We start from the raw sequence: 23805 nt of genomic DNA on the forward strand, positions 1-23805 counted from the left end.
GCCATGCCGGAACTCGAACAGGCCCCCAAACTTGATCAGGCCCCCAAACTTGATCAGGCCCCCAAACTTGATCAGGCCCCCAAACTTGATCAGGCATTGGCCGAGGTCGCCGCCGAAATGGCCGAGCGCACCGATCGCGGCGACGTCGCGACCTACATTCCCCAGCTGGGCAAGGTCGATCCGAGGAAATTCGGCATTGCCGCCGTCACCAATGACGGCCGCGTGCTGGTGGCGGGCGATGCCGACCAGCCGTTCTCGATCCAGAGCATCTCGAAGGTCTTCACCTTGACCCTGGCGCTCGGCAATGTCGGCGATGCGCTGTGGAAGCGGGTGGGGCGCGAGCCGTCCGGCAATCCGTTCAACTCCATCGTGCAGCTCGAGCACGAGAACGGCATTCCGCGCAATCCGTTCATCAATGCCGGCGCCATCGTCATTTCCGACATCCTGCTTGCCGGCCACCAGCCGCGCGAGGCGATTGGCGAGATCCTGCGTTTCATACAGTTCCTGGCCGACGACGAGACCATCATCATCGACCGCGAGGTGGCGGCCTCCGAGCGCGCCACCGGCTACCGCAACTTTGCGCTCGCCAACTATATGAAATCCTTCGGCAACCTCCATCATGCACCGGAGCTTGCGCTAGGCGTTTATTTCCATCACTGCGCCATCGCCATGAGCTGCCGGCAACTGGCGATGGCCGGCCGCTTCCTCGCCAATGGCGGCAAGAACCCGGCGACGGGGCATTCCGTGGTGTCGGCCGAGCGAGCACGGCGCATCGGGGCCATGATGCTGACCTGTGGCCATTATGACGGCTCCGGCGATTTTGCCTTCCGCGTCGGCATTCCCGGCAAGAGCGGCGTCGGCGGCGGCATATTGGGCATCGTGCCGGGTGTCGCCTCGCTTGCCGTCTGGTCGCCCGGCCTCAATGCCAACGGCAACTCCAAGCTCGGTTCGATCGCACTGGAAAAGCTGGCCAGGATGATGAACTGGTCGATCTTCGCGCCTTAGCGTTTCCCGCCCTATCGGAACGCCGGATATGAAAAATCCCGCGCCATCTTTTCGATCGCGCGGGATTTCTTCTTGTCAGAAAATAAGCTCAACTAACTGAAAAGCTTAGAAAAAGCCCTTCCGCTGCCACCATCCGGCACGCTTCGGCTTTTCTTCGGTCTTGGCCTCATCGGCGACGCTCGAAGAGACTACCGGCACGACCGGAGTATCCGCAGCCACCGCCTTGCGCCGCGACGGGCGGGCCTTCGCCGGCTCCTCTTCGGCAACGGACGGCTCGGCAACGACGGTCGCATCGTCCACAGGAGCGGGCTCGACGGCAGCTTCGGGAGCTGCCTCAGTAACCGCCTCGGCGGGGACTTCGGCCGGGGCCTTCTTTGCCCTTGAAGCGCGCTTCTTCTTCGGCTTTTCGGCTGGGGCGTCGTCGTTCGCCGGCGCAGAAGTAGCAGCTTCTTCAACTGCTACGGCTTCGCTAGCGACCGTCTCAGCTTCAGCGGCATCGACCACCGAGGCATCGGCTGCTTCGCCGGCCTCGGCCTCGGTCTCGCCTTCACCGTCCTCGCGGCGGTTGCGCTTGCCGCCGCGCTTGCCGCGTCGGCGCTTCTTGCCCTGGCTGTCATCGGAAGCCTGTACCGCCTCGTCGGACGCGCTGGCAGAGATCGCAGCGGCATCGTCCGTTTCGGTGTCGTCATTGTCCGCCTCATGTGCCGATTCGGCGAAATCGCCGGCCGGTGCGGAGATGGACGAGCCGTCCGTCGGGGCGCCATGTTCGCGGTCGCGATCCTTGCCGCCGCGCCGTCTACGGCGCTTGCGGCGCTTGCGGTCGCGGCCTTCTCCGTCCTCGCCCGACCTCGGCTCGCCCGTCCTGGGTTCGCCAGACCTTGGCTCACCAGACCTTGGCTCACCCGACCTGGGCTGCTGGTGCTGCGATGGCTGGGCGTGCCTTGGCTGCTCGGCCTGGGCCGGTGCTTCCTCGTCTTCCTCGATGACGATCTCGTCGTCGGGTTCTTCCGGCTCGACATAGGCCGGCAGGCTGCGCGCCTCGACAAAGCCTTCCGGCTTTTCGGCCAGCGCGCCGCGGAAGATCGCATAGTGCTGGGCACCAACCGCATCGTCGGCCTCGATCGTGATGGTCAGGCCGAAGCGGCTTTCGAGTTCCACCAGCGTGCCGCGCTTGTGGTTGAGCACGTAGAGTGCGGTAGCCGACGGCGTGCGCACCGTGATGTGGCTGCGCGAATCCTTGAGCAGGAATTCCTCGATCGCCCTCACCACCATCAGCGCGACCGACGAATCGGAGCGCACATGGCCGGTGCCGCCGCAATGCGGGCAGGGCTTCATGGTCGATTCCAGCACGCTGGCGCGGATGCGCTGGCGCGACATTTCCATCAGGCCGAAATGCGAGATGCGGCCGACCTGGATGCGCGCACGGTCGTTCTTGAGGTGATCCTTCAACCGCTTTTCGACGGAGCGGTTGTTGCGGTTCTCCTCCATGTCGATGAAGTCGATGACGATCAGGCCGGCAAGGTCGCGCAGCCGGAGCTGACGCGCGACTTCCTCGGCTGCTTCGAGATTGGTGTGGAGCGCCGTATCCTCGATCGAGTGCTCCTTGGTGGAGCGGCCCGAATTGACGTCGATGGCGACCAGCGCTTCGGTCTGGTTGATGATGATGTAGCCGCCGCTCTTCAGCGTCACTTGCGGCTGCAGCATACGGTCGAGCTGCGCCTCGATGCCGTTGCGCACGAAGATCGGCGTCGTGTCGCGGAACGGCTGAACCACCTTGGCGTGGCTCGGCATCAGCATGCGCATGAAGTCCTTGGCCTCGCGGTAGCCTTCGTCGCCGGAGACGAGAATCTCGTCGATATCCTTGTTGTAGAGGTCGCGCACCGACCGCTTGATCAGGCTGCCTTCCTCATAGACCAGGGCAGGGGCCGTGGACTGGAGCGTGAGGTTGCGCACGTTCTCCCAAAGCCGCATCAGATATTCGTAGTCGCGCTTGATCTCGGCCTTGGTGCGGCTTTCGCCGGCGGTGCGCAGGATGACGCCCATGCCTTGCGGCACTTCGAGATCGGCAACGACCTCCTTGAGGCGCTTGCGGTCGACCGCACTGGTGATCTTGCGGGAAATGCCGCCGCCGCGCGCCGTGTTCGGCATCAGCACGGAATAGCGACCGGCAAGCGACAGATAGGTGGTGAGTGCGGCGCCCTTGTTGCCGCGCTCTTCCTTGACGACCTGCACCAAAAGGATCTGCCGGCGCTTGATCACTTCCTGGATCTTGTACTGGCGGCGCACCGGCTTGCGGCGGTTGCGCACTTCTTCCAGCGCATCCTCGGCACCGACCGATTCGATCTCATGATCGTCCGGATGCGAGGACGACACCTCTTCGAGCATGCCGCGATCGTTGTCGGCGGAGGTGGCTTCGCTGCCCTGGTCCGCCTGCGAGACGGGCTCGGAAATCACATCGGCTTCGACGGAGGCGGCGATCGAGGTGGGGCCACCTTCGCGGGTTTCGCTTTCCTCCTGCTCGGCAGAAGCCTCTTCATGCGAGGATGCATCGGCATCCGCCGACGTATCCGCCGCGTGTTCGACGGTCTCGGAAACATTGGAGGTGTCCTCGGCGACGGCATCGGCGCCACTGTCGCCGTTTTCACTTGCCTCGCCAGCGGCTTCGTTTGCCTCGCCGGATTCGGCTCCGCCTGCGTCGCGCGGGTGCTCGCCGCGGTCGCGGCTCTTGCCGCCGCGCCGGCGTCCGCGCCGACCGCGATCGCGGCTCTGGCGATCCTCGCCTTCGCTATCCTCGTTCTCCTCGTCTTCGGCTTCCTGCGCTTCCGCGCGCAGCAGTGCCTGACGGTCGGCGACCGGGATCTGGTAGTAGTCGGGATGTATTTCACTGAAGGCGAGAAAACCGTGACGGTTGCCGCCATATTCGACAAAGGCTGCCTGAAGGGAAGGTTCGACGCGCGTTACGCGGGCGAGGTAGATGTTTCCTTTGAGCTGCTTCTTGTCCTGGGATTCAAAGTCGAATTCTTCGATGCGGTTACCGCGTACGACGACAACTCGTGTTTCCTCCGGGTGGGAGGCGTCTATCAGCATTTTGTTGGGCATTATTTCGTTTCCCCCCGGCAGCCGTCAGCCGCAGCTGGCGGGGCAAAGCCCGCTGCTGTGTGTCTGGATGAATATGGGTGCCGGATAATTGAACGTCCGCCGGACGCTGCCTGCGTGTCATGGCGGTGCCGCCCGCTGCCATATTGGCGCGGTTTGATGCGGACCTTTCCATGATTGCGCTTGAAGCCATCGTCACCAGCAGAACCTTTGAACCAAAGCCCGGAAACCGGACCAGCTTGTTTGCTCGTACAGAGCCGGCGCGGGAACAAACCCGGCCGTTTTCCTCACGCAGGCGATTCCCCCGCCACGGGCGCACACCTGCGAAATTCGTCGCGATCACCTGAAGCCTTTTCGCGTGAAGCGAAAGGAGCCGCCTTTCATCTGACCCTGTAGCAGGAAGCTGCGGAGGAGGGCGGTTCCAGGATTGCAGTGATCCACTATCGCTTTTATGATTTGGCGGGGTGGAAGGCAACCCCGATTTCCGATGCCGGCAAAAAGCAGTTCCGTAGCGTAAACCTGGGCTCCAGCCCTGCATGAAAAGGCTTGGTTAACCTTCTCTGGATACCAATCGTTAATCGACTTCGCGGCCTAACCGGCACTTCGACGAAACGAACGGGCGCCGGGCGCCAAACCGGGAGCGACTGGAAGAGAGATGGGACGGGCAGACCTCGCAGACAAGGGATGTCGTGTCGGCGGCCGGATTCTCGGCGCCTTCTGTCTCGTGCTGCTGGTGGTTTGTTCCACCTTTTCCTCCCTCGCCAATGCCGCCGACGCACCGCTGGTGGCGAAAGGCTACAAAATGGCGGGCGATGCCACCAAGATGCGCATCGTCATGGAATTCGATCGCGAGCCTGACATCAAATGGTTCCTGCTGCGTGGCCCCAATCGTCTGGTCATCGACCTGGCGCACACCAAGCTGGCCATCGACGCCAAGGATCTGAAACCGCGCGGCCTGGTCAGGGGCGTGCGCCTGGGCGAACTCGGCGACGGCGTTTCGCGGCTGATCCTCACCGGCAAGGGGCCGTTCGCCGTCGATAGGCTCGATGTACTCAAGGACGAGGACGGCACCGGCTACCGCATAGCCATCGATATGTCGGCGGCCTCCGCGCGCGAGTTCGATGCAGCCCTTGCCAACCAGGCGCTGACCACCGGCTCCACGGTTTCGACCGACAAGGGCGGGCGGGTCGGCACCGGGCCGGTCTCCAATCCCGGGCACCGCTTCACGGTCGTCATCGATCCCGGCCACGGCGGCGTCGACGGCGGCGCCGAGGGCCTGAACGGCACCATCGAGAAGGACGTCACGCTCGCCTTCGCCACGGAATTGCGCGACAAGCTCGCCGCGGCCGGCAAATACGATGTCTTCATGACCCGCAACAGCGATGAATATTTGCGCCTGGACGACCGAGTCCGCATTGCGCGGCAGCATGAGGCCGATCTGCTGATTTCGATCCACGCCGACACCATCAGCGTCAAGGGAATCCGCGGCGCCACCGTCTATACGGTTTCCGACAAGGCGTCGGATCCCGAGGCGCAGGCGCTGGCCGACCGTGAAAATCTCTCCGACCAGTTCGCCGGCATGGTGATCAAGGACGATAAGAAGGAGGTGACGGACATCCTGATCGACCTGATCCGCCGCGAGACGCACACCTTTTCGATGAGTTTCGCCCACACATTGGTCGGCCAGCTTTCGACCAGCGTCGGCCTTATCAACAATCCGCAGCGTTCGGCTGGGTTCAAGGTGTTGAAGGCGCCAGACGTGCCATCGGTGCTGGTCGAACTCGGCTATCTCTCGAATGCCAAGGACGAGGCGCAGCTGCTCAACGCCGATTGGCGCGACAAAGCCGCGCAAAGCATCACCAACGCCGTCGCGCTTTTTGCTTCCGCCCGTGCCGGAGCCGGAACCGGAGGCTGACATGCCTGGCCACGCCTACAACCAAAGGCGGCGTTGCTGTATGACAACACCCGATGCCTTTATTTCCAGCACGCGGCCACGAAACAAGGCCTTGCCGTATTTTGTCCACATGGCGGCGACATGGGTTTTCGATTACGGTTTGGGCCCGGCACGAAAGCTTGCGCGGAAGGCGGCTTCGTTTAGGAAATTCCCGAACCAAGGACTGGAGCGGGTATGATTCGTCTCATTGGCTATTTCTTCGGCATCGGCACGACGCTGGCCCTTCTGGTCGCGGCGGGCGTTGCGATTTACATCGGCCATGTGGCAAAGGATCTGCCTGACTACGAAGTGCTGGCCAAGTACGAACCGCCGGTGACCACCCGCATCCATGCCTCGGATGGCTCTCTGATGGCGGAATATGCGCGCGAACGGCGCCTGTATTTGCCGATTCAGGCGATCCCGGATCGCGTCAAGGCTGCCTTCCTGTCCGCCGAGGACAAGAATTTCTACAACCACCCTGGCGTGGACATAACGGGATTGGGCCGGGCGGCGCTCACTTACGTTTCGGGTGGACCGATGCAGGGCGGTTCGACGATCACTCAACAGGTTGCCAAGAACTTCCTCCTCACCAACGAGCGCTCCCTGGAACGCAAGGTCAAGGAGGCCATCCTTTCGTTTCGCATCGAACAGGCCTATTCCAAGGATCGCATCCTTGAACTCTATCTCAATGAGATTTTCTTTGGCTTCAACGCCTACGGTGTCGCCGGCGCCGCGCTGACCTATTTCGACAAGTCGGTGAACGAATTGACCGTGGCCGAGGCCGCTTATCTGGCATCGCTGCCGAAAGGCCCAGCCAACTACAATCCCTTCAAACATGCCGATCGGGCGCTTGAGCGGCGAAACTGGGTCATCGGCCAGATGGTCGAGAACGGTTACGTGACTCCCGAAGAGGGTGCGAAAGCGAAGGCCGAACCGCTTGGCGTTGCCCCGCGCCGCACCGGTTCCTATCTTTTCGCCGGCGAGTATTTCACGGAAGAGGTTCGCCGGCAGATCATCGCCCGTTACGGCGAGAACGCGCTCTATGAGGGCGGCCTGTCCATTCGCACCACCCTCGACCCGAAGGTCCAGCTCATTGCCCGCAAGGCGATGCAGAACGGTTTGATGAAATACGACACGCTGCGCGGCTATCGCGGGCCGGTGAAGACGATCGACGTGTCCGGCGACTGGGGCGTCTCGTTGGGCGCCGTCAAGGGGCTGGAGGACGTTCCCGAATGGTCGCTTGCCGTCGTGCTCGACAGTTCGGCGACTGGGTTGTCGATCGGCCTGCAGCCCGCACGCCAGGCGTCGGGCGAGATCGTCAAGGAACGCGTCGAAGGCACCGTCAGCAAGGACGACATGGGTTTCGCCATGCGCCATTTGGTCGATGGCAAGACAGTCAGGGCCAAGTCACCGGCCGACGTGCTGAAGCCAGGCGACGTCATCTTCGTGCAGAAGAACGAAGGCTCCGACAACACCTACAGCCTGCGCCAGGTTCCCGAGGTGGAGGGTGGCCTGATCGCCATGGATCCGCACACCGGCCGCGTACTGGCCATGGTCGGCGGCTTCTCTTATTCGCAGTCGGAATTCAACCGCGCCACCCAGGCGATGCGTCAGCCGGGCTCCTCATTCAAGCCGATCGTCTATTCGGCCGCGCTCGACAATGGCTACACGCCGGCCTCGGTGATCATGGACGGGCCGATCACCATCCAGAGCGGCAACACGACCTGGACGCCGAAGAATTATGACGGCACCGTCGCCGGTCCGGCGACGCTGCGCTCCGGCATCGAGAAGTCGCGCAACCTGATGACCGTGCGGCTTGCCAACGACATGGGTATGAAGCTCGTCGTCGAATATGCCGAGCGCTTCGGCGTCTACGATCATCTGGCGCCGTATCTGCCGATGGCGCTTGGCTCTGGCGAGACCACCGTCATGCGCATGGTTTCGGCCTATTCGATCATGGCCAATGGCGGCAAGTCGATCAAACCGTCGCTGATCGACCGCATCCAGGATCGCTACGGCAAGACGGTGTTCAAGCAGGATGAACGTGGCTGTGAAAGCTGCAACGCGCCTGAATGGAAGAACCAGCCGGAGCCGGAACTGGTCGACAATTCCGAGCAGGTTCTCGATCCGATGACCGCCTACCAGATCACCTCGATGATGGAAGGCGTCGTCCAGCGCGGCACCGGCGCCACGATCGGTGAGCTCGGCCGGCACATCGCCGGCAAGACCGGCACCACCAACGACGAAAAGGACGCCTGGTTCATCGGTTACACGCCGAACCTCGTGGTCGGCCTCTACATGGGCTACGACACGCCGCGCGGCCTTGGCCATGGCGCCACCGGCGGCGGTCTCGCGGCCCCGATCTTCAAGGATTTCATGCGCGTGGCGCTGGACGGCACGCCCAATGTCGACTTCAAGGTTCCCGATGGCATGAACCTGGTTGCCATCAACCGCAAGACCGGCATGCGGGCGGCATCGGGCGATCCGGGCACCATCGTCGAGGCCTTCAAGCCGGGCACCGGCCCCGCCGACAGCTATTGGGTGATCGGCATGGGCGCCGACGGCTCCAATGCCTCCGGCGGCACCTTGTCGCCACAGGCCAACCAGGCCATCCAGGACGGCGGCGGCGGACTCTACTGACGGTCGGTCGTCGGCACGGCTGGCCTTGGGGGCTGACCTTGGGGCCGGCCCATTCGCTTTACACATGTTCGCTTTACACATGGCGGCGCCGTCCCTATGTATCGCGCCGACCGAAGTGTCACTTCAGCAACAGGACAAAATACCAGGCCATGCGCGCGGAAACGCAGAATATTGTCGACGAGATCAGGCAGGCAATAACCCTGCTGAGGAGGCATCTTTGACTGGGATCAGGCCATCAAGCGGCTTGAATACCTGAACGTTCGCGCCGAGGACGCCAGCCTCTGGAACGAACCGCTGGAGGCGCAGAAGCTGATGCGCGAGCGCCAGGGCCTCGAGGAAGGCATTGCATCGGTCAAGGGCCTGACGCAGGCGCTGGAGGACAATATCGGCCTGATCGAGCTCGGCGAGGAAGAGGGCGACGAAGGCGTCATCGCCGAGGCCGAGGCCGCGCTTCGCTCCATGCAGGGCGAGGCGAAAGCCCGCCAGGTCGAGACACTGCTGTCGGGCGAAGCCGACGCCAACGACACCTATCTCGAAGTCCACGCCGGCGCCGGCGGCACCGAAAGCCAGGACTGGGCCTCGATGCTTTTGCGCATGTACACGCGCTGGGCCGAGCGCCGCCGCTTCAAGGTCGAGGTGCTGGAAGTGCATGACGGCGAAGAAGCAGGCATCAAGTCCGCGACTTTGCTGATCAAGGGCCACAATGCCTATGGCTGGCTGAAGACGGAATCGGGCGTCCATCGCCTGGTGCGCATTTCGCCCTATGACAGCAATGCGCGCCGGCACACCTCGTTCGCCAGCGTCTGGGTCTATCCGGTCATCGACGACACGATCGAGATCGACGTGTCCGAATCCGACGTCCGCATCGACACCTATCGCTCGTCGGGTTCGGGCGGCCAGCACGTCAACACCACCGATTCGGCCGTGCGCATCACCCATATCGCCACGGGTATCGCGGTTGCCTGCCAGGCCGAGCGTTCGCAGCACAAGAACAAGGCCAAGGCTTGGGAGATGCTGCGCTCGCGCCTCTATGAGGAGGAGCTGAAGAAGCGCGAAGCCGTTGCCAACGCGACCGAAGCGTCCAAGAGCGATATCGGCTGGGGCCACCAGATCCGCTCCTATGTGCTGCAGCCCTATCAGCTGGTGAAGGACCTTCGTACCGGTGTCGAAAGCACCAGCCCTTCCAGTGTGCTCGATGGCGACCTCGACGATTTCATGGAGGCTTCGCTGTCGCAACGCATCGAGGGCGGTGCGGGTGAAGTGGTGGCGGACCTGGATTAAAGCAGCCGCTTGAACGACGGAGCTGAACCGACGATGGCACGCAGGCTCTCGGGAAAATGCCTCTGCGGAGCAGTCCGCTACGACGTCGCCGACGAATTCGTCTACGCGGCCAACTGCCACTGCTCGAATTGCCGGCGGACCACCGGTTCGGCCTTCAAACCTTTTGCCGGGATCGAGCGAGACAAGCTTGCCTTGGTCGCAGGCAAGGACAGGCTCCTGATCTTCGGCGATCAAAGCGGCGCTCATGACGCCCACTGCCGACTGTGCGGCTCCTTGCTCTATTCGCTCGTACGCGAAGGAGCCTTTTTCCATGTGCCGATGGGAACCCTTGTCGACGATCCTTCCATTCATCCGACCGCGCACATTTTCGTCGGCTCCAAGGCGGCCTGGTTCGACATCACCGACGACCTGCCGCAATATCAAGAGCACGTGATCGCCGGCTCCGACGCTCGATAGGCTGGAACCGATTCGGGCAATCGCCGTTATTTCGATGCTCGCCCGTTATTCGAAACTCGTATGCCGGGAGGGGGACCTGGCCTGAATCTCGTCAGCAATGGCAGAGGGTTGGCGCCTGCACGGCGATATCGCCGATAGCAGCAACTTCTTGCGCCTGCCAGGGAATCAGCCCAGCATCCAAAGGCTGGGAGAGAAAAAGCATTTATGGCCGGACGCGGCATATCTGCGACCTGACGATCCGGCCACTGGGAAGACACGTTCCGGGAACGGGCAAGCGAAACGCTTGATGCTCGTTGAAAGGAACGTTTCCATGTCTGCTGCCACATTCCGATCGGCCAGAGCCGTTCAACCGGCTGGCCGACTTATGTTTTCCCTGCTCGCCATCGGTGCGCTCGCGATGCTTACGCCAGCTGCCTTTGCCCATGACGCCAAGCCCACGGCGGCAAAGCCGCAAGGCTGGAGTTATCCATTCGCTTGCTGTGCCAACTATGATTGTCGTGCCACACACACCGGGGAAGTGCTGGAGAAACCCGAAGGCTATGTGATCGCCGGCACCGGCGAGGTCGTTCCCATGACAGACAAGCGCATCAAGGACAGTCCTGACGGCGAGTTTCACTGGTGCGCTCATCAAGGCGGTCTCGATGCCGGCAGGACGATCTGCCTGTTCGTCCCGCCGCGCTCTTTTTAGGTTGTGACAAATGCATCGGAAGACCGGCCATCGTTCCACAACCTTGTTGAGATGGCTGGCCTGTGGCGCTGTTGCCTCAGGCGGAAGCCGCGAGTGCCGAGGCGAAGTCGCGATATGGGCGGAGTGGGCGGCCCAGAAGCGCGGTCAGGCGCTCGACGTCGCCGGCTTCCGGCAGCATCCCGTCGGTGAAGAAGCGCTCGCCCATCAAACGCATGTCGTAGGCCATCCAGGCAGGCAAGAACTGCTTGAGATTTTGCTCGAAGCCCTCTGTGTTGTCGCCGCTATAGTTGATCGGACGGGCGAGCACGTCTGACCAGATTGCGGCGATAGCCGTCCCGGTCAGTGTCTGCGGACCGACGAGGTTGATCCGCTCCAGCGCAAGCGGCTCCGCGGACTGTTCACGGCGCAACAGCTCAAGGGCGGCGATTTCGGCGATATCACGGGCGTCGATCATGGCAAGACCCTTCGCGCCGATCGGCATTGGGTAGGTGCCGTAGCCGGTGATGGTGTCTTCGACCATCAGATCGTTCTGGATGAAGTAGGCCGGGCGCAAGATCGTGGCCTTGAAGTCCATCTGCTCGATCATCCGCTCGACGCCGAACTTGCCGGCGAAGTGCGGCACGTTCACATAGACGTCAGCGTGGATCACCGACAGATAGACGATCCGCTCGATGCCGGCCGATCGGGCGACGTTCAGCGCGACCAAGGCTTGGGTGAACTCGTCCGGTACCACGGCGTTCAAGAGGAACAGAGTGGAAACTCCAGACATGGCTTTGCGCAGCGAATCGACATCGAGGAAGTCGCCCTGCACGACGGATACGCCTGCCGGGAAGCTGGCTTTCGATGAATCGCGGACGAGGGCACGGACATCGGCGCCGCGCTTGACGAGGTGGTCGACGACTTGGCGGCCAATGTTGCCCGTGGCGCCGGTAACGAGAATGGTCATGGAATTTCTCCTGTTGGGGTGCTTGACGCCTCCCATATGCGTGGCTCACAAAGCGCCCAACAGGCGGAAAATTTAGACGCATCGTCTCACTGGTGGAACGCGCCATGGATCTTCTTGCTCTCGCGGATTTCAATCTCGTTGCCCGTCATGCTGGCTTCGGCAAGGCTGCAAGGGCCACCGGCCGGCCCAAGGCAACGCTGTCCCGGCGCGTTGGAGAGTTGGAAAGCAGTCTTGATCTGCGCCTGTTTGAACGGGGCGCGCGTGACTTGAAGCTGACCGAGGAAGGACGGGCCCTCTTCGAGCGGACGGGGACGTTGCTTGCCGAACTGGACGAGACGGCGGCGGCGATTGCCTCGGGCGGTCAGAGACCCAAGGGCAGATTACGGATCAGTGCACCTCTCCATTTTTCTCAGACCGCAATGGGGAGGATTGCCGCGGGATTTGCCGTTAAGTATCCGGAGGTTAGGCTTGAGATCACGACCGAGGATCGGTATGTGGACATGATCGAGGAAGGCTATGACCTGGCAATTCGAGTCAATCCAGATCCCGACGAAAGCCTGGTCGGACGGGCGTTTCTGCGCGACCGTCTGGTCGTGGTGGCAAGCCCCGGCCTTCCTCGCACGACAGATGGACTCGCCGCTCCTGGCGTTGCCCGCGGCCCAGGCGATCGGCAAACATGGCACGTGAAGACACAAGCTGGCCGCTCGACGATTACAGTCGAGCCTGTCCTCGCTCTGTCAACGCTCATCATGGTCCGGGATGCGGTGCGAGCCGGCGTCGGTGCGGGACGGCTTCCCATTTCATTGGTGGCCCACGATTTGGCTGACGGCACACTGGTGAATTGGGGGGATATCGACGGCCCCGAGATCTCGCTATGGGCGCTCTACCCATCTCGGCGGCTGCTCAGTGCGCGCGTATCGGCGTTCTTGGACTTCCTGAAACAGGCTTTCCCAAATGGGACGCCGGACGAACTGGCCGCCTATATCGGCAGGTGAAGGCCGAGGCCGCTTTCAGCCGTAGCCTGCTGACGGACAGTTGTCAGCATCGCTTCTTTATGGTGCCCTTTTGCAGGGGCGGCGGACAACGGAGAGGTGATGTTTCATGATCATCAAGGGAAGCTGCCACTGCAAGACGACGATGTTCGAGGTCTCGCAGGCCCCACAAACGGTGACGCAATGCACCTGTTCGTTCTGCTCGAAGCGCGGTTCGCTGTGGGCCTACTACATCCCGTCGCAGTTCAAGCTCATCACGCCGCCGAACAAGGTTTCCTTCTATCAGTGGGGATCGAAAACCGTAAAACATGGGTTTTGCGCCATCTGCGGCTGCGGCACTTTCACCGAAACACCGGACTGGTCCACCGGCGAGCCGGATTTCGACAATCCAAAGATCAGCGTCAATTCACGGCTGTTCGATGATTTCGATCTCGACAAGGTCGAAGTGGTGGTCATTGACGGCAAGAATCTCTGGTAGCCAGCCAACACGGTTCGTTACCTGACCGGCTCCGGGGAAAAGCCGTTGCGGTCGATTTTCCTGTTCCGCTTTTCGCCGCATTTCATGGTACAAGTCGCGGCAAGGGCTGATTTGGCGCCGTCGAAAAGGCGCGACTTGGAGAGGGACCATCTATGAAGAAGACCGTGCTCGTCGTCGTGGCGACGGCTTTGCTCGTGAGCGCCTGCACCACCACAGATCCATATACGGGCGACCAGAAGATTTCCAACACGGCCGCGGGTGCCGGTCTTGGTGCCTTGGCGGGTGCCAGCCTGGGTCTCCTTGCTGGCGGCAATGACCGTCGCAATGCGCTGATCGGCGCCGGCATCGGCGCGCTGGCCGGCGGCGCCATCGGCGCCACGATGGATCAGAACGAAGCGGAATTGCGTCGGCAGCTCGAGGGCACTGGCGTCAGCGTCACCCGCAGCGGCGACCAGATCATACTCAACATGCCGTCCGACATCACCTTCAATTCGGATCAGGATGCGGTGAAGCCGGGCTTCTACCAGGTGCTGAACTCGGTTGCGCTGGTGCTGAAGAAGTTCAAGCAGACCACGGTCGACGTTTTCGGCCACACCGATTCGACCGGTGGCGACCAGCACAATTTCGATCTGTCCCAGCGTCGTGCGCTGGCGGTCGCCAATTATCTGTCTGGCCAGGGCGTCGATCAGCGCCGCTTTGCCGTCACCGGCTTCGGCAAGACGCGTCCGGTCGCTTCCAATGCGACGTCCGAGGGCCGCGCCCAGAACCGTCGCGTCGAGATACAGCTTTCGCCGCTCACCTGATCTGTCCGGCAAGCGCCCCGACCTGTTCGGCAAGCCACTACGAAACGGCTCCCACGGGGAGCCGTTTCGCTTGAGCGGGGGTGCGCTATATTTTAGCAATTTCTAATAAATTTCTTTCCCGCGACCAGGGAAAGGAATATTGTTATTCCTGTTCCGGAGGGGATGAGGCGGTACAATCGGCCGCGCAATCAGCATTTTTCCGCCTCGGTCTTGCACGGCCAGATCAGAAGTCTGGGAGGAATGCATGACAAGAACAGCCACCCTTGGGCGCTGCGGCGTCCTTGCTTTGACAGGCATTGCAACTGTATGGCTGGGCCTCGCTGCGGCGAGGGCCGAGGACGCCAACAAGGCCGACATAGACGCCTTGAAAAAATCGCTCGCCAAATATGAGGACTACACCGCCGCCGTCCGCGACCTCTATCTGTCGACGGTCGGCTGCGTCTACTACAGCGGAGAAAAGATAGCGGGCTCGATGGACTACCCGAAGGGCGCCATGGGCATCCATTTCGTCAATGTCCCGAGTGTCGGCCAGAAACTCGACCCGATGAAGCCCAACGTCCTGATCTACGAGCCGACCAAGAAAGGCCTGAAGTTGGTCGGTGTGGAATGGCTGGTGCCGCTGACGCCGGACGTCAAAGCGCCGCCGAAGCTGTTTGGCCAGACCTTCATGGGCCCGATGGAGGGGCATTACCCGCTCATCCCGAGGGAATTCGTCCACTACGACCTTCACGCCTGGCTGAACGACAATCCCAACGGCATGTTCAGTCCGACGAACCCGAAGGTGAAATGCAACAAGGCCGAGTTTCCGATGCTGGAGAAACCGACCAAGATGATGCCCGGCCCGATGTAACAGGCACGCCAAGCCGAGGCTTGTCGACATCCATCTGTGCGTCTACCGAGGGCAAGCCGGATCGCTGGCTTGCCCGCCCGGGAATCAGACCTTGGCGACGATTCGCATGAAGGCCGGCATGTCGTCGCCGAAGCCGACGGTAGCGTCGTTGTCTTCCTGATGGCGTTGACGGCCAGGGCGGTTGTTGTCGCCGCGCTGCGGCCTGGTATCACCGCGCTCCGGTGCGCGCTCATTGCGATCGGAGGATTTACGCTCGGTGTTTTCCGAACGGATTGCATCCTTGCGCGCGCGCCGTTCGACAACGTCGGCGACCGGCGTCTCTGCCGCATCGGACTGCTCGTGCTGCTGGGCAGCCACGGCCGGGGCGTCTTCCTCGCTGTGTCTGGCGCGACGTTCGCCGCCCTTCTTGCGCTCGCCCCCGTCCTTACGCTCGCCCCTGTCCTTACGGTCGTCATCCTTGCGGCCGGCACGGCGCGGCGCGCCTTTGCCACGGCGCGGCGCGTCGTCCTCGCCTTCGCTGGCGACCACCGTCGACAGATCGCCGTCGTGCCACTCGATCTTGGTGCCGATCAGCCGCTCGATGGCGTCGATATACTTGGTGTCGGACTTGGTCGCGATGGTGAAGGACTTGCCCGAGCGCCCGGCGCGGCCGGTACGGCCGATGCGGTGGACATAGTCCTCGGCATGGATCGGCACGTCATAGTTGAAGACGTGGCTGACATCGGGGATGTCGAGGCCGCGCGCGGCAACGTCCGAAGCGACGAGGTAGCGCAGCTTGCCATCGCGGAAATTGGCCAGCATCTGCATGCGGGCACGCTGGTCCATGTCGCCATGCAGCGCACCGGCGTCGAAATCATACTTCAGCAGCGAGCGGAAAAGCTCCGACACCTCGACCTTGCGGTTGCAGAAGATGATGGCGTTCTTCAGCTCGGCATCTTCAGCCTTGATCAGGTTGCGAAGCGTCTCGCGCTTGTCCCAGGGTTTCGAGCCCGACTTGACCAGCCGCTGGATGATGTTGGTCGCGGCCGACGCGGCCTTGGAGACCTCGACGCGCACCGGCGCGTGCAGGAATTTTTCGGTAAGCTTGGTGATTTCCGGCGGCATCGTCGCCGAGAAGAACAGCGTCTGCCGGGTGAACGGGATCATCTCGCAAATGCGTTCGATATCGGGGATAAAGCCCATGTCGAGCATGCGGTCGGCCTCGTCGATGACGAGGATTTCGACGCCGTTGAGCAAGAGTTTGCCGCGCTCGCGGTGGTCGAGCAGGCGGCCGGGCGTCGCGATCAGCACGTCGGCGCCACGCTCCAGCTTCTTGTCCTGTTCGTCGAACGACACGCCGCCGATCAGGAGCGCGATGTTGAGCTTGTGATTCTTGCCGTACTTGATGAAGTTTTCCTCGACCTGCGCGGCAAGCTCACGCGTCGGTTCCAGGATCAATGTGCGCGGCATGCGGGCACGCGCGCGGCCCTTTTCCAGCCGGGTCAGCATCGGCAGTACGAAGGAAGCCGTCTTGCCGGTGCCGGTCTGGGCAATGCCCAGCACGTCCTTGCCGAGCAAGGCGTGCGGAATGGCGCCGGCCTGGATCGGAGTCGGCTGCGTGTAGCCGGCATCGGTAACTGCGGAAAGCACCTTCGGCGACAGGCCGAGGTCTGAAAAGGTCAACGCTTCTTGAGCGGTCGTGGTGTCTGAGGACAAGTGTTGCTGTCTTTGGCTGGTTCGGGGAAGCGCAACGTTGTTCGTCGCGGCAAGCGCCACGCGCCTGCAAGATTGGTATTGCGATTAGGCGCAAGCCCGCGATTTGTCAACAGAAACGGGCGGGATTGGCGCGATTGTGAAGTCGTAACCTTAATCGCGATGCTTAATCCGGCTGCTTGTGTCTGTGCCGGCTCAATACCGGAACTGTTCGGCCAGGATGCGCTCGTTCCAGGAGTGGTTGGGATCGAACAGCAAGGTCGCCGTCGCCGTCGGCGACTCCCGCACCGTCACGGAGGTCACCGCCTTGACTTCCGTATGGTCTGCGGCGGCGTTCACCGGCCGCTTTTGCGGCTCCAGAATGTCGAAGCGCACGGTCGCCTTGTTCGAGAGCAATGCACCGCGCCAGCGGCGCGGACGGAACGGGCTGACCGGGGTCAGCGCCAGAAGCGGCGCATCGAGCGGCAGGATCGGGCCATGTGCGGAGAGATTGTAGGCCGTGGATCCGGCCGGCGTCGCGATCATGACGCCATCGCAATTCAGCTCTTCAAGCCGTATTTGATCATCGATGCTGATGCGAATCTTGGCCGTCTGATAGGATTGGCGCCACAGCGCCACTTCGTTGATCGCCAGAGCCGAGACCGTTTCGCCTTCCGAGGTGACGGCCAGCATCTCCAGCGGGCGGATCGTCTCGGCGACCGCTGCCGCGATGCGCTCGGTGAGCCCACCGGAACGGTACTCGTTCATCAGGAACCCGATGGTGCCACGGTTCATGCCGTACACCTTCTTTCCCGTCCCCATCGTGTCGCGCAAGGTCTGCAACAGGAAGCCGTCGCCGCCCAAGGCCACGACAACCCCGGCATCCGCGACTGGACATTGGCCATAGCGCGCCGACAGGCTTTCCAGCGCCGCCTTGGCGTCTGCTGTGTCGGACGAGACGAAGGCGATGCTGTTGGCGGCTGTGCTCATGGCTTCCCGATCGCGACCGATTGGCGGCAGTTCCGACCGCGCCAGCGCCGGGGTAGCATGGGGCGGGCAGGTCTGCAAAGAGAGCCGTTGTGTCGGCCGGCAAAGCGATCGCGCCGCGGCCTGCCGAAGCGGGCCGGTCGCGGTTGATGTCAAGGCACCAACGAATGTGATGGTTAAGGCCGGGCGTAACCTCTCGTAAAGCTGGATCGATCATGTTAGCCGGCATGGGTGGCGTGGGGCGCCCGCAGCATTGCCGGATCCCTCGGGACATCAAAAGGACGCTGCGGCACTTTTGATCTGTGTGCATGATCCCTCGAGAATATCCTGATGTTCGGGGATGTGCGCGCTAACAGACGAGGCCGACACATTGCCGTTAGCACGCCTGATCATCGTTTTTGTCATCCTGGGAAGCTTTGCGCTGGTCTTCGCCGAGCTGGTTCGCCAGTCGGAAGAAATGAGCAACAGACCAGTGCCCACGGCATCTCGCTGTGGCGACGCCGCCGGAATGCCTTGCCCGCAACGGGCGGAGCTGTAAGCCGTACGGCCTTCATTCCGATCGTAAATTATTTCCGACCGTGAAGTCGTTGCGATCGTGAAACTATGCCGATCGCGGAAGTGAATCGAGCTTGCCTGTGAAATGGGGTGCAAAGACGGTTTCGAAGGCCTTGAGAGCCGCGCCGATCGCCTGGTGCATGTCGAGATACCGGTAGGTGCCCAGCCGTCCCCCCAGATGCAGGTTTTTCTCGGCCGCCGCCCTTTCGAGGTAACGGCGGTAGACCGCCTGGTCCTTGCGTGTGTCGATTGGATAGTAGGGTTCGTCGGCGCGGCCGGCGAAACGGGAATACTCACGGCCGATGAGTGTCTTGTCGCTTCCGTGCTGGCGTTCCGGATTGAAATGCCGGAATTCGACCACGCGGGTGTAGGGCACGGCTTCGTCGGCATAGTTCATGATCGCCGTGCCCTGATGATCCGTTGCGTTCATCACCTCCAGATCGATATCGATGGTCCGCCAGCCAAGCTCGCCCTCGCAATAGTCGAAATAGCGATCGATCGGGCCGGTATAGACGACCGGCAGGTCTTTCGGCAGCAGGGGCTTGATGTCGAAGAAGTCGACGCCAAGCCGTGTTTCGATGAGGTCGTGTGCAAGCATCTTTTCGAAGATCGCGGTGTAGCCGTCCACGGGCTGGCCCTGGAAACGGTCATTGAAATAGCCGTCCTCGAACGTATAGCGGACCGGCAGGCGCGCGATGATTTGCGCCGGTAGTTCGCGCGGGTCCGTCTGCCATTGCTTGGCGGTGTAGCCCTTGATGAAGGCTTCGTAGAGGGGACGGCCGACAAGGGAGATCGCCTTCTCCTCGAGATTGGCCGGCGGGCGATCGCCAAGTTCCGCAGCCTGCTCGGCGATCATGCCGCGTGCCTCGTCCGGGCTCAGCCGCTTGCCGAAGAACTGGCAGATCGTGGCGAGGTTGATCGGCAGCGGATAGACCTTGTCGCGATAGGTCGAGAATGCGCGATGGCGATAGGACGTGAAGCCCGTGAAACCCCGCAGATAGGTCCAGACCTCCTCGTTGGATGTGTGGAACAGATGCGGCCCGTAGCGATGGATCTCGACGCCGGTGACGGGATCCTGCTCGGTATAGGCATTGCCGCCGATATGCGTGCGTCGGTCGATCACCAAGACCCGCCGGCCGAGTTGGGTGGCGATACGCTCCGCCAGCGTCGCGCCGTAGAATCCCGCGCCGACGATGAGGATATCGGCGTCGGTCAGCAGGTTCTTGTCCATTCGGCCGATCCATCCAGCGTTTGAAGTCCGTGCCTTATTCGCTGCCGCCGCTCACGACACAAGCGAAAAACGACATGGGGTTGAAGTGTTTGGAACTCGCGGTGGCAGTCCGAATGGATGGAAAGATTTTTAGGCAAGCTACATCAGCTTTGTTGTAGCCTGAAAGAAACATCAGTATTCGACCACCTGATTTGTCATCGTTGGTCAATCGGCCGACTACACCACCGCCGTCACAGGATTGTACGTTTCATGAAGCTGATCGTTGTGACTCCGGCAGGGCGCGAGAAATATCTTCGCTTGCTCAGCCATCACGTTTTGAAAAGCCCCGACGTGCACGAATGGCACCTGTGGGACAACTGCCGCAACGAAGCCGATCGCGCCTACCTTCAACGGCTGGCCGCCTCCGACCCGCGATGCCGGATCAAGAAACTTCCACACGCCGATGGCGGGTTTAACGTCATCGGTGACTTCTATCGCTTCTGCGATGATGCCGAGGCTTTCTACCTGCGCCTCGACGACGATGTGGTTTTTGTCGAGGATGGCTTCTTTCAAAAGTTCATGACGAGGGTCATGGCCGAGAGAGGATCGGCCATCTGGTACGCGCCGCTGATCATCAACAACGCCATCTGCAATTCACTGATCAAGCAGCTTTCCAGGGTCCTGGTGGACGGGCCGCTGACTTGCCAGGCGTCATGCGAATTCTCCTGGGCTCATGCCAGCTTTCCACAGGCGCTTCATCCGGTCTTCATCGACGCCGTCCGCGCCAACCGGCTTGATGACTTCCGCGTGCCGGATAGGGAGATCAGGCTGTCGCGCTTCTCGATCAATGCACTCGGCTTTTTTGGATCGGATATCGTCAGCCTGGGAGAGAGTTTTCATCCGCCGTCGGGCGACGAGGAGGAGTGGCTTTCGGCGACCTTGCCCACCAGACTGGACCGGCCGGGCAAGATATTTGGTAACCTGATCGTGGCGCATTTCAGCTTCTATCCGCAGGAACGCCAATTGCTGCGCACCAACATCCTCGATGGCTACTATGAACTCGCTGGCCTTGTTCCTCCGATCTACGAGAAGCCTCCGATCCGCCTGAGAGATCGGTTGAAGCAGTGGAGGAGAGGCCGGAAGGCGTCGACACCACCGCACTATACGATCTCGCTTCCACCCGTCACAACCTGAAGGTTGGCATCGCCGTCGGGCGTCCAGGCAAGATCTGTCGGGTCGCGGACTTCGTGGCAGCGCCTGCCGGCGCCTTGCATGGTCTCACTAGGCAAGCCGGCCCGTCCTCCAGTCGCTGACGTCCCTTTGGAAATCGCTCGGGAAGGCAGCGGCCGCGCACGCCGATGAAGCCGGCCGCACTGGCAAAGCCTGTGAAAACATATTGACTGTATGGTTAGTTACAATTATTCCTGGCGTTAAGAGTTGGCCAGCCGGCATGCGCCGGTGAATGGCCGCGAAAAGGGGAATATCGTGACGGCCATCCGGCCCGCAATCGGGGCGAAGGCGTCATCAGGCTTGTTCATCAGCAGGAAATGGACCTGAGGCGATACGCTGCCGGTCCCAACAATGGGAGCACTCGCATGAACTGGAAATTGACCGCGGCAACCGTCGGGCTGTCGCTGCTCGCCGTAACCGGCGTCGCCCGCGCCGATGGCGAACTCAACATCTACAACTGGGGCAATTACACCAACCCGGACCTGATCAAGAAATTCGAGGAGACCTACAAGGTCAAGGTCACCGTCACCGACTATGATTCCAACGACACCGCATTGGCCAAGGTCCGCCAGGGCGCTTCCGGCTACGACATCGTCGTGCCCTCCGCCAGCGTCGTGCCGATCTGGATTAGCGAAGGCCTGTTGCTCGAAACCGATCCCGACAAGATGGAGAATTTCAAGAACGTCGATCCCAGATGGGCAGACGTTCCCTTCGATCCGGGCCGCAAATATACCGTTCCGTGGCAGTGGGGCACGACAGGCATTTCGGTGAACAAGTCGGTCTATGCCGGCGACCCCAACACCTCGGCGCTCTTCCTCGACCCGCCGCCCGAGCTGGTCGGCAAGATCAATGTCGTCCCCGAAATGGGGGACATCATGTTCCTCGCCATCGCCTATGAAGGCGGCCAGTACTGCACCAGCGACATGCAGGTGCTGAAGAAGGTCCACGACAAGCTGGTCGAGGCCAAGGCGAAATGGCTTTCGCTCGACTACGCGGCCGTCGACGGCCTGGGCAGGGGCGACATCGCCGCCGGTGTCAACTGGAACGGCATTTCGCTGCGGCAGAGACTGCAGAACGACAAGATCGTCTACGGCTATCCCAAGGAAGGCTTTCCGATCTGGATGGACAATGTCGCCGTGCTCAAGGACGCCAAGAATGTCGAGAATGCCAAGCTCTTCCAGAACTTCATCATGGACCCGAAGAACGCTGCCATGATCTCGGCCTTTGCGCGCTACGCGAACGGCATAAAAGGTTCGGAAGCCTTCATGCCCAACGACATGAAAAACGCACCGGAGGTCAACGTTCCGGCCGAATTCGCCGCCAAGGGCCAGTTCATGCCGGCCTGTCCGTCGGATGTGCAGGCGCTCTACACGAAGATCTGGACCGACCTGCAGAAGTAGCGCCGCCGGCCGACCCTACGAACAGCCACCGGACCGCAGCGCGCGGTCCGGCCACCCTCATATCCGACCCTTGATGCCAAGTGCGGTCTCGCGATCGCGGGAGATTTCCGATGTCCGATCTCGACCTTTGCTATATGCCGGCCCATGAAGCACTGAGGCTGTTCAAGGCGAAGAAACTGTCGCCCGTCGAATTGATGCGCGCCACCATCCGCCGTGCCGAAGCCACCAAATCGGCGATCAACTGCCTCACCTTCACGCATTTCGAGGAAGCGATGGGGCTGGCGGCCAAGGCCGAGGCAAAATATGCCAAGGGCGCCCGCACCGGCGCGCTCGAGGGCCTGCCGATCGGCATCAAGGACGAGAGCTACATCAAGGGCAAGCCGACATCGCACGGCTCCCTGCTGTCGAAGGACGCCATTGGCGGCCACACCTCGACGATGAACGAGCGCGTTATCAAGGCAGGCGGTATCATCCATGCCCGCACGGCGACGCCCGAGTTCAGCTGTGCCGGCTACACCTGGTCGAAGCGCTGGGGCGTCACCCGCAATCCGTGGAACCGCGACTTCACGCCGGGCGGTTCGTCCGGCGGTTCGGCGGCCACGCTTGCCTCCGGCACGTCGTCGATCGCCACCGGCTCGGACATTGCCGGATCGATCCGCATTCCGGCCTCGGCCTGCGGCCTCGTCGGCTTCAAGCCGCCTTACGGGCGCAATCCGGACGAACCGCCGTTCAACCTCGACTTCTATTGCCACACCGGTCCGCTGGCGCGAAACGTCAGGGATGCGATCCTGCTGCAGAACGTCATGGCCGGACCGAGCCCGCTCGATATCGCCACGCTACGCCCGAAGCTGCGCCTGCCGCTCGACCACAAGCCGATCAAGGGCTGGAGAATAGCCTTTTCCATGGATCTCGGCTCCTTTGAAGTCGACCCTGACGTGCGCAAGAACACTCTTGCCGCCTGCGACGTGTTCCGCTCGCTCGGCGCCACCGTCGAGGAGGTCGATCTGGGCTGGGGGGATGATGTGCTCAAGGCCGGCATGGCTTACCTGGAGCATCTTTTCGGCGCATCGCTGTCGCAACTGCTCGGGAAGCACGGCAAGGACATGACCAGCTACGCCCGGCAGTTCGCCGAGGATGGACAAAAATCCAAGGCAACGGATTTTGTCGCGACGCTCGATGTGGCGGCCAGGATGTACCAGACGCTGGGTCCGCTGCTGGAAACCCATGACGTGCTGATCTGCCCGACCAACGCGCTTCCGGCGGTGCCGGCGGAGTTCGACCAGACCAGGGACAGGGTCGAGATCAATGGCAAAGAGGTGAACCCGTCGCTCGGCTGGGTGATGACGACGCCGTTCAACATGATGAGCCGCTGCCCGGTTCTGTCCATACCCTCGGGGCATGCGGCAAGCGGCGTGCCGACAGGCATCCAGATCGTCGGCCGTACCTATAGCGATGCCGATGTCTTCAGGGCCGGGCTGGCCTATGAAACGGCCCGGGGGCAATGGTATGGAGACGCCGGGACACGCCCTTCGCTCTGAGTGACCTCTGGAGCGAGCGAAGTAACTATGCGGCGGGATATTCCCG

General features: G+C 61.9%; 18 protein-coding genes. 13 read left to right on the plus strand and 5 right to left on the minus strand.

The window, feature by feature from the left end; all coding sequences use genetic code 11:
- Positions 1–3: 3 nt before the first annotated feature.
- Positions 4–1005 (plus strand): glutaminase, encoded by a 1002-nt coding sequence (locus LB577_RS27810; RefSeq protein ID WP_224689753.1) that lies wholly within the window; start codon positions 4–6, stop codon positions 1003–1005.
- Positions 1006–1110: 105 nt separating this feature from the next.
- On the opposite strand, the gene LB577_RS27815 is transcribed toward LB577_RS27810, so the two are convergent.
- Positions 1111–4104: a ribonuclease E/G gene (locus tag LB577_RS27815; RefSeq protein WP_224689754.1), complete on the minus strand. Its 2994-nt coding sequence runs from the start codon at positions 4102–4104 to the stop codon at positions 1111–1113.
- Positions 4105–4756: 652 nt separating this feature from the next.
- Here LB577_RS27815 and LB577_RS27820 point away from each other — a divergent pair.
- The 5 genes from LB577_RS27820 to LB577_RS27840 all read left to right on the plus strand — a co-directional run bounded on the left by LB577_RS27820 (position 4757) and on the right by LB577_RS27840 (position 11099).
- On the plus strand, positions 4757–6016 hold the full coding sequence (locus tag LB577_RS27820; protein ID WP_224689755.1) for an N-acetylmuramoyl-L-alanine amidase: 1260 nt from the start codon (positions 4757–4759) through the stop codon (positions 6014–6016).
- A 213-nt stretch (positions 6017–6229) separates the two neighbouring features.
- Positions 6230–8674, plus strand: coding sequence for a penicillin-binding protein 1A (locus tag LB577_RS27825; RefSeq protein ID WP_224689756.1), 2445 nt, complete (start codon positions 6230–6232; stop codon positions 8672–8674).
- 149 nt (positions 8675–8823) lie between these two features.
- A protein-coding gene (gene prfB / locus LB577_RS27830) for a peptide chain release factor 2 (protein ID WP_150111225.1) occupies positions 8824–9955 on the plus strand; the annotation gives its coding sequence in 2 pieces (ribosomal slippage) (positions 8824–8889 and positions 8891–9955; 1131 coding nt in all).
- A 33-nt stretch (positions 9956–9988) separates the two neighbouring features.
- Positions 9989–10411, plus strand: a complete 423-nt coding sequence (locus LB577_RS27835; RefSeq protein ID WP_224689757.1) for a GFA family protein — start codon at positions 9989–9991, stop codon at positions 10409–10411.
- A gap of 310 nt (positions 10412–10721) precedes the next feature.
- Positions 10722–11099, plus strand: a complete 378-nt coding sequence (locus LB577_RS27840) for a hypothetical protein (RefSeq protein WP_224689758.1) — start codon at positions 10722–10724, stop codon at positions 11097–11099.
- Positions 11100–11175: 76 nt separating this feature from the next.
- On the opposite strand, the gene LB577_RS27845 is transcribed toward LB577_RS27840, so the two are convergent.
- On the minus strand, positions 11176–12045 hold the full coding sequence (locus LB577_RS27845; protein ID WP_224689759.1) for an NmrA/HSCARG family protein: 870 nt from the start codon (positions 12043–12045) through the stop codon (positions 11176–11178).
- Between the two features lie 104 nt (positions 12046–12149).
- Between LB577_RS27845 and LB577_RS27850 the strand changes: the two genes are divergently transcribed.
- The 4 genes from LB577_RS27850 (at position 12150) to LB577_RS27865 (ending at position 15168) form a co-directional block, all read left to right on the plus strand.
- The gene (locus LB577_RS27850) at positions 12150–13040 is read left to right on the plus strand and encodes a LysR family transcriptional regulator (RefSeq protein ID WP_224689760.1); all 891 of its coding nucleotides are present in this window, start codon (positions 12150–12152) and stop codon (positions 13038–13040) included.
- Between the two features lie 106 nt (positions 13041–13146).
- Complete coding sequence (locus tag LB577_RS27855; RefSeq protein WP_224689761.1) at positions 13147–13515, plus strand: GFA family protein; 369 nt, start codon at positions 13147–13149, stop codon at positions 13513–13515.
- Positions 13516–13667: 152 nt separating this feature from the next.
- Positions 13668–14318, plus strand: coding sequence for an OmpA family protein (locus tag LB577_RS27860; RefSeq protein WP_023764311.1), 651 nt, complete (start codon positions 13668–13670; stop codon positions 14316–14318).
- Between the two features lie 244 nt (positions 14319–14562).
- Positions 14563–15168 (plus strand): hypothetical protein, encoded by a 606-nt coding sequence (locus LB577_RS27865; protein WP_224689762.1) that lies wholly within the window; start codon positions 14563–14565, stop codon positions 15166–15168.
- A gap of 84 nt (positions 15169–15252) precedes the next feature.
- Here LB577_RS27865 and LB577_RS27870 read toward each other — a convergent pair whose 3' ends face one another.
- The 3 genes from LB577_RS27870 to glf all read right to left on the minus strand — a co-directional run bounded on the left by LB577_RS27870 (position 15253) and on the right by glf (position 19612).
- The gene (locus LB577_RS27870) at positions 15253–16863 is read right to left on the minus strand and encodes a DEAD/DEAH box helicase (protein ID WP_224689763.1); all 1611 of its coding nucleotides are present in this window, start codon (positions 16861–16863) and stop codon (positions 15253–15255) included.
- 192 nt (positions 16864–17055) lie between these two features.
- Entirely contained in the window at positions 17056–17829 is a 774-nt protein-coding gene (locus LB577_RS27875) for an NAD kinase (RefSeq protein ID WP_224689764.1), read from the minus strand.
- 598 nt (positions 17830–18427) lie between these two features.
- Positions 18428–19612: a UDP-galactopyranose mutase gene (glf, locus tag LB577_RS27880; protein ID WP_224689765.1), complete on the minus strand. Its 1185-nt coding sequence runs from the start codon at positions 19610–19612 to the stop codon at positions 18428–18430.
- Positions 19613–19729: 117 nt separating this feature from the next.
- Here glf and LB577_RS27885 point away from each other — a divergent pair, with 117 nt between their 5' ends.
- The 3 genes from LB577_RS27885 (at position 19730) to LB577_RS27895 (ending at position 23759) form a co-directional block, all read left to right on the plus strand.
- Positions 19730–20785, plus strand: a complete 1056-nt coding sequence (locus LB577_RS27885) for a hypothetical protein (RefSeq protein WP_224689766.1) — start codon at positions 19730–19732, stop codon at positions 20783–20785.
- A gap of 401 nt (positions 20786–21186) precedes the next feature.
- Positions 21187–22221, plus strand: a complete 1035-nt coding sequence (locus LB577_RS27890) for an extracellular solute-binding protein (protein ID WP_224689767.1) — start codon at positions 21187–21189, stop codon at positions 22219–22221.
- Positions 22222–22331: 110 nt separating this feature from the next.
- Positions 22332–23759: an amidase gene (locus LB577_RS27895; RefSeq protein ID WP_224689768.1), complete on the plus strand. Its 1428-nt coding sequence runs from the start codon at positions 22332–22334 to the stop codon at positions 23757–23759.
- Positions 23760–23805: the final 46 nt, after the last annotated feature.

The organism is Mesorhizobium sp. B283B1A (genome assembly GCF_020165735.1).
Lineage (GTDB): Bacteria > Pseudomonadota > Alphaproteobacteria > Rhizobiales > Rhizobiaceae > Mesorhizobium > Mesorhizobium opportunistum.

Excerpts from the sequence above, each read along its gene's own strand:
- glf (WP_224689765.1), bottom strand. The coding sequence starts at position 19,612 with ATGGACAAGAACCTGCTGACCGACGCCGATATCCTCATCGTCGGCGCG.
- LB577_RS27885 (WP_224689766.1), top strand. The coding sequence starts at position 19,730 with ATGGAAAGATTTTTAGGCAAGCTACATCAGCTTTGTTGTAGCCTGAAA.
- LB577_RS27875 (WP_224689764.1), bottom strand. The coding sequence starts at position 17,829 with ATGAGCACAGCCGCCAACAGCATCGCCTTCGTCTCGTCCGACACAGCA.
- LB577_RS27860 (WP_023764311.1), top strand. The coding sequence starts at position 13,668 with ATGAAGAAGACCGTGCTCGTCGTCGTGGCGACGGCTTTGCTCGTGAGC.
- LB577_RS27845 (WP_224689759.1), bottom strand. The coding sequence starts at position 12,045 with ATGACCATTCTCGTTACCGGCGCCACGGGCAACATTGGCCGCCAAGTC.
- LB577_RS27840 (WP_224689758.1), top strand. The coding sequence starts at position 10,722 with ATGTCTGCTGCCACATTCCGATCGGCCAGAGCCGTTCAACCGGCTGGC.
- LB577_RS27835 (WP_224689757.1), top strand. The coding sequence starts at position 9,989 with ATGGCACGCAGGCTCTCGGGAAAATGCCTCTGCGGAGCAGTCCGCTAC.
- LB577_RS27815 (WP_224689754.1), bottom strand. The coding sequence starts at position 4,104 with ATGCCCAACAAAATGCTGATAGACGCCTCCCACCCGGAGGAAACACGA.
- LB577_RS27820 (WP_224689755.1), top strand. The coding sequence starts at position 4,757 with ATGGGACGGGCAGACCTCGCAGACAAGGGATGTCGTGTCGGCGGCCGG.
- LB577_RS27850 (WP_224689760.1), top strand. The coding sequence starts at position 12,150 with ATGGATCTTCTTGCTCTCGCGGATTTCAATCTCGTTGCCCGTCATGCT.
- LB577_RS27810 (WP_224689753.1), top strand. The coding sequence starts at position 4 with ATGCCGGAACTCGAACAGGCCCCCAAACTTGATCAGGCCCCCAAACTT.
- LB577_RS27825 (WP_224689756.1), top strand. The coding sequence starts at position 6,230 with ATGATTCGTCTCATTGGCTATTTCTTCGGCATCGGCACGACGCTGGCC.
- LB577_RS27890 (WP_224689767.1), top strand. The coding sequence starts at position 21,187 with ATGAACTGGAAATTGACCGCGGCAACCGTCGGGCTGTCGCTGCTCGCC.
- LB577_RS27865 (WP_224689762.1), top strand. The coding sequence starts at position 14,563 with ATGACAAGAACAGCCACCCTTGGGCGCTGCGGCGTCCTTGCTTTGACA.
- LB577_RS27895 (WP_224689768.1), top strand. The coding sequence starts at position 22,332 with ATGTCCGATCTCGACCTTTGCTATATGCCGGCCCATGAAGCACTGAGG.
- LB577_RS27855 (WP_224689761.1), top strand. The coding sequence starts at position 13,147 with ATGATCATCAAGGGAAGCTGCCACTGCAAGACGACGATGTTCGAGGTC.